At 55.2% G+C, this 12,602-nt stretch carries 8 protein-coding genes and 1 pseudogene; all 9 read right to left on the reverse strand.

What is annotated here, in order from left to right; genetic code table 11:
- Positions 1 to 30: 30 nt before the first annotated feature.
- The 9 genes and pseudogenes from ACFOLF_RS14365 to ACFOLF_RS14405 all read right to left on the reverse strand — a co-directional run bounded on the left by ACFOLF_RS14365 (position 31) and on the right by ACFOLF_RS14405 (position 12,595).
- Positions 31 to 1,131: a DUF3048 domain-containing protein gene (locus ACFOLF_RS14365; RefSeq protein WP_210042355.1), complete on the reverse strand. Its 1,101-nt coding sequence runs from the start codon at positions 1,129 to 1,131 to the stop codon at positions 31 to 33.
- A 484-nt stretch (positions 1,132 to 1,615) separates the two neighbouring features.
- Entirely contained in the window at positions 1,616 to 3,037 is a 1,422-nt protein-coding gene (locus tag ACFOLF_RS14370; RefSeq protein ID WP_210042357.1) for a sensor histidine kinase, read from the reverse strand.
- Positions 3,038 to 3,628: a winged helix-turn-helix domain-containing protein gene (locus ACFOLF_RS14375; protein WP_379219624.1), complete on the reverse strand. Its 591-nt coding sequence runs from the start codon at positions 3,626 to 3,628 to the stop codon at positions 3,038 to 3,040.
- Positions 3,620 to 3,988 (reverse strand): annotated as a pseudogene (locus ACFOLF_RS14380) (response regulator transcription factor); the annotation flags it as partial. The gene ACFOLF_RS14375 and the pseudogene ACFOLF_RS14380, both read right to left, overlap by 9 nt.
- Before the next feature lie 103 nt (positions 3,989 to 4,091).
- A complete protein-coding gene (locus ACFOLF_RS14385; protein ID WP_210042359.1) occupies positions 4,092 to 5,459 on the reverse strand; it encodes an FG-GAP repeat domain-containing protein in 1,368 nt (455 codons plus the stop codon).
- Positions 5,460 to 5,724: 265 nt separating this feature from the next.
- A complete protein-coding gene (locus ACFOLF_RS14390) occupies positions 5,725 to 6,741 on the reverse strand; it encodes a polysaccharide deacetylase family protein (protein WP_210042361.1) in 1,017 nt (338 codons plus the stop codon).
- Positions 6,742 to 7,372: 631 nt separating this feature from the next.
- Complete coding sequence (locus ACFOLF_RS14395) at positions 7,373 to 9,028, reverse strand: MGH1-like glycoside hydrolase domain-containing protein (RefSeq protein ID WP_210042363.1); 1,656 nt, start codon at positions 9,026 to 9,028, stop codon at positions 7,373 to 7,375.
- A 121-nt stretch (positions 9,029 to 9,149) separates the two neighbouring features.
- A complete protein-coding gene (locus ACFOLF_RS14400; RefSeq protein ID WP_210042372.1) occupies positions 9,150 to 10,778 on the reverse strand; it encodes a response regulator transcription factor in 1,629 nt (542 codons plus the stop codon).
- Positions 10,779 to 10,801: 23 nt separating this feature from the next.
- Positions 10,802 to 12,595: a cache domain-containing sensor histidine kinase gene (locus tag ACFOLF_RS14405; protein ID WP_210042380.1), complete on the reverse strand. Its 1,794-nt coding sequence runs from the start codon at positions 12,593 to 12,595 to the stop codon at positions 10,802 to 10,804.
- Positions 12,596 to 12,602: the final 7 nt, after the last annotated feature.

Below are 12,602 nucleotides of genomic sequence, written 5' to 3' on the forward strand. Positions count from 1 at the left end.
CTGAAACCATGCCTTAAGCATGTGAAATGATCAGTTGTAGCTCAGATGCTCCTCAAACGAGGGGGTCATCGGCACAATGTGATAGAACGTCTTGCCCGGGACAAATGGCAGCTCGCGCCCGTCCTTCATCAGCCTGATCGCTCCGTCATCGGCCCGCACCCACTCGCAGTCGACCGCCTGCCCCAGCTGGAACAGCACCGCCGGGCCGCCGGACTGCAGATCAATTTCCAGTCTTCCGTAATCGTCGTAGGTGTGGTGCGCAGCCCCGATAATAACCAGATTCGTCGCAGTCAGCTGCTCCTCCGTGGTCAAATCCGTATGCGGCTTGTCGTTGATCGACCGTGCATAGATCTTCCTGGCTTCATCGAATGCATAAGAAACCTTGTAATCCTTCAGCAGAAAATGAATTTCTACCTTCGTGGCGGCCATCCCTCCGACCGTCGCACCTACATCGGAGAACGGATAGGTCGGTATCGTGACCGCGTCCTTGTATTTCTTGTGGGCGGCGCCTTCCCGCAGTTTCTCGATGTTGGAATATAAATTATGCGGCGCCTTGCGGAACGACTCCCGCCAGAAGTAGCTGCCCGCATTGGAGATTTCATCGAGATAGGCCTTGCCCTGATGCTGCAAAATATCGTAACCGTCCGTGCTTGCCCCGGCATGCGCCAGAATCGCGTTGAAGGTATCTCCGATTTCAATCAGATAGGGGCGGTTGCTGCGGATCGGACCGATCGGATCCTTGAAATCATCGCTCTGAAAAATCGCCACCAGCCGTGTGATTCCACCCTCTGCCAGCACCTCCCACACCATATCGGCATGGGGCAGACCGGACTGGGGCCGAGCCAGCGCCATATTATTGACCATAACCGCTATCGGACGCTCCAACGCTTCCTGCTCAAGCGGCAGTCCCGTAAGCGACGCCCTGAAGGCAGGGACGGGGTCCGGCTCCGGCTCCGGCTTGGGAGTAGGCTCCGGGATGGGGACAGGCTTCTCCTCGGTGAGCGGCTTGGGATCACTATTCAGCTTATCGGCTCCACTGCACCCGGAGAGACTGCCCATAAGCAGCAGGAACAGGGCAATCAGCCCGCTGCCTGCGATGCGCCGAAAGGTTGTACGGCCTTTATCAACCATGAGTAAACCACCTTTTTGCTTGTGATGACTGCCTTTTTCCTATTTCCTTATTAAACCATACGCAAAGGAGGATTGTCTTGTTTTTCATGGATGTCCGCCTGGCCGAACAAGGAGCGTCCGTTCTGGAGAGAGGATATCATTGGGCAGAACAGAGATTAGTATGCAAATGGAATTGATGTCAATTGAGCGAGTCTGAGCAGGCAGGGGATACCGCCAATTTCGTGGGTATACTGTGTCACTAAGTTTCCATACTACTTAAGACCTGTTCATTTCCTGCGGGAAGAAATATCAGTAAAGGACAAGTCAACTTTAATGCTTTCTGATGTTTCAAAAAAAAGGAGCTGAAGCATAATGCCCCAGCTGATTGAATGGACGGGCCGCCACTGGCTTGTCATCGTCCTGATAATAGGAGCAGCGGCGGCTGTTGCCTACATATTCGCGAAGCGCAAATCCCTCTTTTATAAAGAATAACAGCCCGCTCCCTTTAGATGCCGGGCTCTTCCGGAGACGGCGGCTCCTGGACCGCGAGCGGGAGACGGATGGTCACCGTTGTGCCTTCTTCCCATACACTGTCCACGCGAAAAGCCCCGCCATGAAGCTCCACGATTTCCTTGCAGATGGCAAGCCCCAGACCGCTGCCCATCTTCTGGCTCCCGCCCTTGTAGAATTTGTCCAGTACATGGGGCAGATCCTCCGGCGATATGCCGCAGCCCGTATCCTGAATGGCAATACGAGCCCAGCCGGGTTCCTGCTCGGCCGATACAACCACGCTTCCTCCGCTCGGGGTGAATTTGAAGGCGTTGTCCAGCACATTGATCAACACCTGCTTCATCCGGTTGGCATCGGCTTCCACCAGCAGCGGCGGCGTATTCCCGAAGTTTGCCGTGAGGCGGATTCCTTCCCTCTGGACGCGCGCATCGAACTGGCGCATGGTCTCCTTGACCGGCTTCAGCAGGTCCACCGATTCGGGATGCAGAATGATGCTCTTGGCATAAAGCTTCGAGAAATCAAGCAGATCCTCCACAAGCCCCGACAGCCGGTCGGTCTCCCGGTCAATAATCGTCAAGCCCATCTGAAGCTCCTCCGCATCGGAAGGGTCGCCTGCGAGCGTTTCGCTCCAGCCCTTGATCGAGGTCAGCGGCGTCCGCAGCTCATGGGAAATGGAAGAAATAAAATCATTCTTCAGCTTCTCCCGCCGGGTAAGCTCGGAGGCCATCGTATTGAGCGTCTCCGCCAGCCGCCCGATCTCATCGTGATCATGCGGGGTGGCTCTGCGCGACCAGTCTCCTTCCGCCATCTGCTCGGCTACCCGCGTCAAATTACGGATCGGCCTGGCAATCCGGTTCGCCAGCAGCACGCTCATGGCAAAGAACAGCAGCACCACAATGAAGCCCACCAGCACCGTGATCCACAGCATATTGCGGACTGTTTCATCCACGCTCACCAAGGAGGCCGTGTAACGGAACATGGCGACAATATGCTTATCCTGTTTGACCGGCAGCGTGACAGCCGCAATACGCTCATTCGTCACAGGATCCACTCCGCGCCAGACGCCGCGTTTGCCTCCCATCGCCTCAAGCACATCGGGCGTTTCAACCACTTCCCCGTTTCCCGGCAGGCCGTCGCTGTCCACCACCAGGTAGCCCGTGTAGTCCAGCAGCTGCAGATGCGCGGTGCCCTCGGACATATTTTGCAGCATATAGCTTGCCTTATCCTCCATGGGCTGGTAGGAAATATTGCGGTTATGAAGGGCTGCCTCCGTCTCCGCACGCTGGATGACGGAACCGACGGCGCTTCCATAATAATAATTCCATACCAGGGTAACGAACATGGCGCCGAGCAGTACCACAACAAGCGTAATGAGCACCCCGTAGCTCCATACCATGCGAGTCCTCAGGCTGCTCATCTAAAATCCGCTCCGTTTCCAGCGGTATCCAAAGCCCCAGAGGGTCTCAATATATCGCGGGTCGGATGGCTCGTCCTCAAGCTTTTGGCGGATCCGCCGGATATTCACATCGACGATTTTCAGGTCGCCGATAAAATGCCTCCCCCATACCGCATCCAGAATATCGTCGCGGCTGAGTCCTTCCCCTTCGCGCTCCATGAGCAGCAGGACAAGCGTCCACTCTGTCGGCGTGAGCACGATCTCCTCGCCGCCCTTCCACAGACGCCGCTCCGCCGCCGACAGCCGGAACGGTCCTGATCGCAGCTCGCCTGCACGCTCGCCGGTAGATTGCTGCCCCGCTTGAGCCGGCGTGCTTCCGCTCAGCATGCCTGGGCTTTCTCCGGCAGACTGCCCCATATCAGCTGCCGTATTTCCCGCCGCCGCTTCCCCCGGATGAGGCGAGCCGGGCTGCCTGCCCTGCCCGGCTCCCTGGGCAGCGGAACCGCCAGCACCTGTGCTTCCGGCTGCGTCATCGGGCGCTCCAGCTTCGGCAATGCCGCCGCTGCCCGCCGCCGCCCGGGCATCCTGCGAAGTCAAGCCGCCCGGCATCATCCGCCGGTGCAGGGCGTTCAGCCTGGCGATCAGCTCGCCGGGGCTGAACGGCTTCTGCACATAATCGTCGGCCCCCAGCTCCAGGCCGCGGATTTTGTCCTCCTCCTGGGACTTGGCCGTCAGCATAATGATTCCCATGCTCGGAAATCTCCCGCGCAGCTCGCCGCACACTTCAAAACCGCTGATCGTCGGCAGCATCACATCCAGCAGCGCCACGTCAAAAGGAGGAGAAGCCGCATAGGCAAGCGCCAATGCGGTCTCTCCATCTCCGGCTTCCGTTACATCCATTCCGTTGCGTTTTAAATTAATGCGGATAAAACCGCGAATGGCTTCCTCGTCTTCCAGCAGCAATATTCGCATATATGGCTTCTACCTCCCGACAGCGGCGGGCCACCCGGGATAAACCTTGAGCGGACCGTCCATTTGATGCAACGACTACCTTTATAATTAATCCCATGAATAATTAATGCTGGGGAATCAGCTTGAAAATCTGCTTCAGCGTCACTTCATCCAGCTGCAGCTGATCATAATCCTGCTTGCTGTCAGCGGTCCAGTCCTCCGGAGCCTCCGACCAGACGACAGCATACACAAATCCGCCAGCTTCCGTCAGCACCGTCACTCTTCTGGAATCATCCTTCAGCTCCTGCTCTTTATCGCTCCAGTCCGCCAGAGGCACCGGTTCAATCGCGAACAGCTCCGCCCGGTCCTCCGTCTGCTGATTGTAATAATCAACAGCCAGTTCTCTCACATCGCTGCCATTGGTAAGATGCACCGTATATTTCTCACGCCATTCCGCAGGAAACCGCAGCTCATAACCGTCCGTTTCGTCCACATATCTCTCCTGCACCACCTGGAACTGTTCCCCGCCATCCCACTGCTTATATTGTTCGAGCCAGAGAAGATCGCTGTACGGCAGGTTCGGAGCTTGTCCTGGAGCCTCCAGCGTCACGTTAATGTCCAGAATGCCGTCTCCGTTCCCGTCTCCGCCTACGGTCTGCCGGGAATTATTCTCTACGACCTCGCCGTTTGAGGTAGGCCTGGGATAAATTTTGCTGAGCTTCCCTTCATTCCAGGCCAGCATGACTGTACTGGAGGAGTGTGCCCCCAGACTGGCGTCAGCCAGGATGCCATAGCGGTCTGAGGCGATTTTGCCCACTACGATATTATAATACCCGTTCACATTGCCGTTCAAAGGGGCCGAAGCGATTTCCTCCACCTTGCCCTCATGAATGCGGTGCAAATGGGCGGAAGCCTTCATCTGCTCGCGGTCCAGCTGGATCAACACCAGCTCCGAGCGGCCATCGCCATCCGCATCGCCAATGCCAAGCGAGTCATAGGGCAGCTCGGCAATGGGGCCGGGCAGACTATCGCCGTTATACGACTCATTAATATGATAGACAGCCAGACTATGCTGAGGCTCGCCGTATTGATTCCAGCCAATCAGCACCTCCGGCAGCCCATCCTGATCCAGATCGGCCACCTGCAGCAAATCAATGCCGTAGCTTGAAGACTCGTCGAATGTGAACCATTTTTTCCAGCGGTCATTCTGCTGCTTCAGCACCATAACCTGCTCCGTATCATTCTCCGTGACGAACGTGACAATCGCTTCCTGCTCCCCGTCGCCGTCAATATCCGTTTTGTTGACGGCGGCATTCGATGCTTCCTGAACCGGAAGCGCAAGCTTGGCCCGGACCGGAAGCGCGTCGCGCACCGCTGAAGCCAGCTTCGCGTTCTCCGGCGTCGATTGCGGACTGAGCAGCAGGTCTGCCGGTGTAGTCGTGTATTGGCAGCCTGAAAGAACGAGCATACCGATCATGATTAACCCCGGCATCCAGCCGGGGCGCCCCCTTTTATATCGTCGCTTCATCTGTTATTGCCCCGTCCCTTCCGGTCGTCATAACCGCTGCAGGAGAAGACATCCGCTGTATCATTCTAAAAAAGCTTCTTCGGCAAGCGGCAAGCGGCAAACTCGCTTGCAGCACTTACGAAGGGTAGATGTCTTCTTTTGTATATTGTGCCATTCTCTGTACGCAGCAGCAAAACTGCTTTTATGAATGAACGACCTATGGCATTCCAAGCCTCATGCTGTATGCAGCCTAATGCTTCTTCGCAGCCAATAATTGATCCACGGTTACAAAGGTATAACCCTTCTTCTGCAGGTCCTTGATCACGCCGGGCAGTGCGGCAACGGAGTTCTTAATATGGCTGCTGCCGAAGGAGTGCATGAGAATAATACCGCCCGGCTTCGTATTTTTGTTCACGTTGGCCCTGATGCTCGCTACCGATTCGCCCGCCCAGTCTCTCGTATCGACCGTCCAGCCTACAAGATCGCGTTTGCTGCCGGCGATCATTGCATCCAATATATTGTTAGTCGCGCCGTAAGGCGCCCGGACCAGACGGGGCACGAATCCCACCGCCTTCTGAATCAACGTGTCCGTCCACATGATTTCATTGCCGATATGCAGGCTGTCAAGCTTCGTCAAATCCTTATGATGATAGGTATGATTGCCGATTTCATGGCCTTCCTTAACAATGCGTTTCATCATATCGGGGTATTTCTTAACCTGCGTGCCTACTGTGAAGAAGGTTGCCTTGACGTTGTATTCCTTCAAAATATCCAGAATAGCCGGTGTGTAGTGGTTATCCGGCCCGTCATCAAACGTAAGAGCCACCAGCTTGCTCCCAGTCTTTGCTGTATATTGTACAACCGGGAGAGTCGGTTTATCCAGCTTCACTGCCGCTGCACCACCCGGGTCATTCGTCTTCTGCACCGTATTGCCGCCCTCAGGCGCTTTCTGAATCTGACCGCTTGCCGTATTCTTGCTGCCAGCAGTCTCCCGGACTTGCGCCTCCGATTGCGCCGCTTCCGCTCCATCGTCCCTGCCTGCTGCCGACGCTACATTACCGCCTTCATGGGATGCTGCGTTCCCCGCTCCGCCAAGAGCCTCAGTGCCTTCGACGGCGCCCTTCACTCCTTCATCCGCCCACAGCTCCCATGCAGACTGGGTATTGTATCCCGCAATAAAGAAAATGACGGCTATCGAAATAATGAGCAGCACAAACCGACGACGTGTCTTTCTGTTTCTGGCTGTGACTGTTTCTCTGGGTATCATATCGCTCTCTCCCTGTTCATTGCTATACCTTTATGGTAAAGGAGCGATGCTAATAAGTCGTTACAAAAGTGTAACATCGGATATGTATTTCAAAAGAGAGCTGTGTTGGCACCTTGCGCGGGGTGTGACGGTGCGTGACGGCTGTCAGCCTCGCTCAAGCATAGGAATTAAGTGAAATAGAGCTTTTTATGGTTTAAAGAACAGGGGAGGCGGCAGACTGGGCAAGATATAGCCCATTTTTAATCCGGGGGACGTACCTTATAAGAGTGTGCTTGGCATACGTCCAGGAATTATCGCGCCATATGGCGGACAATACGGATGAATGGGGAGAAATGACAGTTCAGTCGGCCAATACGATATCCCAACCATGGATTTTCGTATCGGCGCGCGCGCTGTATTGATATAACGTACGGATCGCGCTTCACCCGAATCTCAGCTTCTTCCCATGACTGGCCCGAGAGATTACGAGACCTCCCTCGCCATCGGTGAATCGGAGCCATTGGCCGGCAGCATACCGGCTGCCGGCGCCCGTTCATAAATTACAGATGCTCCTGACGAGAAGCTATGCTCTTCCCGGCATCCTGCATTGGCGGAAATACCGCAAAATGCTTCTGTATTCCCGCCTGCCGAATCATTCGAATTCCGGAAGAACGACACCCGGGTTCGATACACGGCTGAATATACCGTCTTCGAACACTAGCTTCTCATTTCCACCGATACGTATGGGAAATGCGATCCCTTCGTATTCCACAATGCCTTCCACCTCGCGGGCAACCATGCCTGCAATCGCTTTCAGAGCTCCCCGACGGTCCGTGATCACCCTGATTCCATACGGGAACCGGCAAACGAGACGCTCTTCGACGTAAATGTCGGCCTGCTCTGCGTTATTGACCAGCTCCATCATCCTCCCGTCGACTAGTCTGCAATAGGCCGTTTCTTCACCGAGTCTGACACCGTGGTCCATGGGATACGGCAGCAGTCCCGTAAACCAGAGCTCCCCCTCAGGCGTCGGAACAATCCCGCACAGACGCTCGATGAAATCCAGCACGCATAAGATCGCCGGCGAATAGGATTCGGTATAGCCTTCTTCACCGGTCCAGGGACTCAGGCATTGTCCGAACCTCGTAAGGCGCGATATCGCGGAGACAATAGGCGTCAGTATCCAGGTCAGCTCGACGAAACGTCCGTGATATTCGAACGCGTGCGCCGCCCGGATCAGGCTGAGGAAATTAACAGCGCCGGACCAGCTGTTGTACGACGAATGCGGGTCAAAGCGGGGATCGTCCATCGCCACCGAGGTGAATGGATATTTGGCAAAAAATTTACGCGTGTTCAGCAGATACCTCCGCAGCGCAGCGGCGAAAAACTCATCGTCCCCCACCTCGCAGGCCAGCACGCGCAGCAGGACATCGGTCTGTATGCGGACAAACCTCCCGCTGCGGTCCACATCATAGAAGAAGGAGTCGACCGGATCGAAGCAGAACGACATCAGACTTTGAAGCGACTGTTCCGCTTTGCCCGCCCACCGGTCTGCCGGCTCATTCAATTGCCCCGCCATTAAAATGTAATATTTACGAGAACAGTATACGTTTGCCGTCAAATCGGGTGCAAGGAACGGGACAAGCGGAGAGTCGGGATGAAATCGCCTGGGGTCGTCCAGATGCGGCGTGTCCGCCACATGCCAGAACCGTGCGGAAAGATCATGTCCCGTATCGAAGGTGCAGAACGCTTCCACGCAGCCGCTTCCTCTCGTATTCCGGTATTTCTCCAGCCAGCCGTCGAACCGCGTCATGGCGTCGTACATCTTGCGCAGAAACCGGTCGTCCCGTCCGTTGGACAGATAATGGTTCCACACGCTTCTGGCCAGAGGGGTAACCAGCTGAATCTGTTTGAATACCGGACCGTCTGCCGTTATTTTATAGGGAAGCAGCCCATCCCCGCGCTGGTAATCGGCGAACTGCTCGTACGTTGCCCGCGACACGGAGGGCAGAAAACGCGACAACAGCTCCGCATTGATCGTACCTGTGCTTTCCAGCCAGCAGCCGTGGTATACGCCCCCCTCCTGCAGGATTCCGCCGCCTGCTTCAGCAGCAGCGATGCAGTCCGGCAGTCTCCTGACCGCATCGTAATAAACATCCTCAAGCCTCCCGGACGAACCGGAAGATACGGCGAATTTCACGCCCGAGCGAGTGAACTCCGCTATCGCATCATAGCCGGAGACTTTCTTGTCACGCCCGATACGGCCGTTTATATCGAGCGTCCGAAGCCTTTTCAGTACGGATTCCAATCCGACTTCACCTCTTCTTTCGTTTTATGCCAAACGAACATTCCGCGCGTGCGGGACAGCTTGCTTCCTCGTTGGCAAAGCTTCTCATTAGCAGCAGCGGCACGTATCCGCTTGTCCCGGATTACTCGGTAAGCTTGTAATATTCGGAGGGGCTGACGCCCGTAATCGATTTGAACACCTGGCTGAAATAGGTGGGGTTTTGGTAGCCTACCAATTCGCTGACCTCATAGATCAGATTGTGTTTCCCCTGCAGCTTTTCCTTCGCCCTCTCAATCCGGTACTTGTTCAGATAGGTGACGAACGTTTCGCCTGTCACCCGTTTGAACAGCTGGGACAGATAGCTGCGGTTGACGAACAGCTCATCGGCAATATCCGCAAGAATGATTTCCTGATCGTAGCAGTTCTGAACATGCTCCTTCACCTTGCGGATCAGCATGTGGCTCCGCTTGCCCGTCAATTCCTCCTTCGCCTGCCGGAAGCTGTCCTGCAGCTTCTGCCTCATCCAGAGGCTCAGCTCCTTCGTTGTCGGCTGCGAATAGATTTGCGAGACGATTTCAGACATCGTTTGGGAATCTTCCTTGAGCTGATGATCCGGAACATGTTCGATCATCAGCGCGCTGAGCGTGCTGATGCAAATGTTCTGGGTTATAAACAGCGGAATATTCTGATCCTTCAGCAGATCCTGCTCGAACTTTCCCCAAATTTCTCCTATCTGTTCGTATTCTTTCCGGTGAATGGCATCGTGCAGCTCCTTTAGCAGATCCAGCGGATATGCATACCTCACCGCCTGCTCCTTGCCGTAAACCTCCTCGAAAGTAAATACCTTGTTGATTTCCTGATAATCGGCCGCCTCCAGCGCCCGCTGGCTTTCCAGATAGGAATCGATAATCCGGTGGATCCCCGCTTTCTCTCCGCCAATACCCGCGGACAGCGACAGCCTCAGGTAGAGCAATATATTGTCCAGTATTGCCTTGGTAAACTGCTGGCTGATCGCGGTCAGATCCTCGCCCTGCAGCTTGGCGAAGAAGACGAGCACGAACGTGGAATCGGAATAGTCGACGACATGTATATCCGCCTGCCGGGTGACTCCCTTGTCGGCTGCCAGCTCCTTGATAATATTGCCCGAGCCGAATTTCAGCAGCTGCCAGTCCCGCTCCTTCGATTTGGTCAAATACGGCGGGCGGATCAAATTGACCGTTGCCACAATGACATTGGTGTGCTGGGAAAGCTGCAGCATCGCCAGCTTTTCGGTCGGAATATTGGAACGCCTGTAGCGTGTCGTCAGCATTTCCTTGATAAAGGCATCCTTGACGTACGCAAGATGCTCCTTCATATGCTCGTTGTACCGGCTCAGAAGCTTTTTCTGCTTCTCCTCCACTTCGATATCCCGCAAAATCTCCGACATGACCGTCTCGATATCGCTTACGGCAGCAGGCTTCAGAAAAAAGTGCTGTACTCCGAAGCGCATGGCGCGCCTCGCATTATCGAAATCGTCGTATCCGCTGTGAACGATAATATAGACGGCGGGAAATTCCTCGCGGATCGTCCGGATCAGCTCCAGTCCATTCATCTTCGGCATATAAATATCCGTGATCACGATATCCGGGGGGCATGATCTGATTTTGAGCAAAGCCTCCTCCCCGTTGCGCGCCGAATCCGTTACCCGCAGATTCAGCTTCTCCCAGGAGACATGGCGGGACAAGCCATCAATGACGTTCGTATCGTCATCCACGATCATAATCGATTTCATAAAGATTCGTACCTCCCTCCGGATTAATCGGTCTCCTTCTCCAGCCATTCCTCCAGCTCTGCCGCATGGCGCAGAACCGGCAGCCTGAGCCGAACCGCGGTCCCGCCCTCCGGACGGTTGGAGAACGAGATCCCGAAGGCCTGCCCGCAGTACATCCGGATACGCTCCTGCACATTGCGGATGCCGATGCCCCTGACCTCCTCCAGCTTCCAGTCCTCCGGCAGCCCCGAGCCGTTGTCGGAGATGACGATCTCCAAATACTCACTGCCCTGCTCGGTGACAAGCGCCGCAGAGACGGCAACCTCTATCTTCTCGCCGAAGCCCTCCGCGTAACCATGTCTCATGCTGTTCTCGATAAAGGGCTGAAGAATGATCTTGGGTACGTAATAGGCCTTGATTGCGGCGGATATCTTCACCTCGTACTCAATCGTCCGTTTCTGGCAGGCCCGCTGAATGAGAATATAGCATTTGGCATGCTCGAGCTCCTCGTGCAGCGGGATGAACTTCCGGCCTCCGCTCAGGCCGATCCGGAACATCCTGCCGAGTTGGCTGACCATAAGGCTGATGTCTTCGGCCTGATGATCCATCGCTTTCCAATGGATCGTATCGAGCGTATTGTAAAGAAAGTGCGGCATAATCTGGTTCTGCAGCAGCCGCAAGTCGGCATCCCTGCGGGCACGGTTATCCTTCTTCATCTGTTTGAGCGATTCTTCAAGCTGTGCGCTCATGTAATTAAACGCAGTAGCCAGCGTATCGTATTCTTCGATAAAATGAGGCCCGATCCGCACATCGAAGCGACCCTTTTCCACCTTCCGGAGCCCTTGGATAATTCGGCGGATCGGCACGATGATCCGTCCGCTCACCCAATACGCGAGCGGAACTGACAGGAGCAGTCCGCAAACGCCAAGCAGCACGACAAACCAGCCCAGCGCCCGGGTCTTCGCGTACAGCGTGTCGACAGGAATGAGATGCACAAGACGCCAACGCTCATAGCTCGGCTCGGAGATGAGAAGCAGGTATCTCTGATCGCCCTGCTTCACGATTTGATGATGATTGGAGAGAGCCTCATACTCCGGATCCAGCATATCGTACAGCTCGGACGGCTTGGAAACGGTAATGGCGTCAAGCACGCCCGGGCCTTCCGGGGAATGCGCGCGCGCGATGACCCTCCCTCCCGCATCAAGCAGCAGCAGCGGCTCCTCCGTATGGCGGTAGAGCTCGTCATCCGCTATATTTTCAAAAAGTATATCCGACGACACGTCCACCTTCACGTAGCCCACCGTCTTCCCCCAGCTGCTTACCAGCCTGTGGACATAGCTGATGACGGACTGCCCAGAGGGGGAGCTCCGCTGTGGAATCCAGCCGTTGTCCATTTTGTCGAACAGCTTGAACCAGGGCTCCTTCTTGATTTCCTCCATCGGAAATACAAGACCTTCCTGTAGCCGGGGGTAGCTCTTGTAGCGGTCCGTATAAATTTCGATCGATTGGATCGATCGCTTCAGGCTGACCATATTGGCCACCATCTCGGTCAAATCGCGCTGTTCGACAATGGCATCGTACGTGTCCTCGACATCCTTGGAGAAGGTCTCAATGACAGAGCGGTTGACCGCGATATAGATGGCCGCCTCGCTGACGCTGTTGTTGAAATTGGATACCTTCTTGACATCCTCATTAAGCAGCGTCAGACGCGCTTCGCTGACTTCCCTGGAAGTAAAATCGAAAAAAATGTTATACGACATCATGCTGACGCCTGCAAGAAAAAGCGCGTTGAACGCGACAAAGCTGATCACGATGATGGTGGTTAGCTTTCTGAACATAGGATCG

It is taken from the genome of Paenibacillus sepulcri (assembly GCF_042647105.1).
Lineage (GTDB): Bacteria > Bacillota > Bacilli > Paenibacillales > Paenibacillaceae > Paenibacillus_Z > Paenibacillus_Z sepulcri.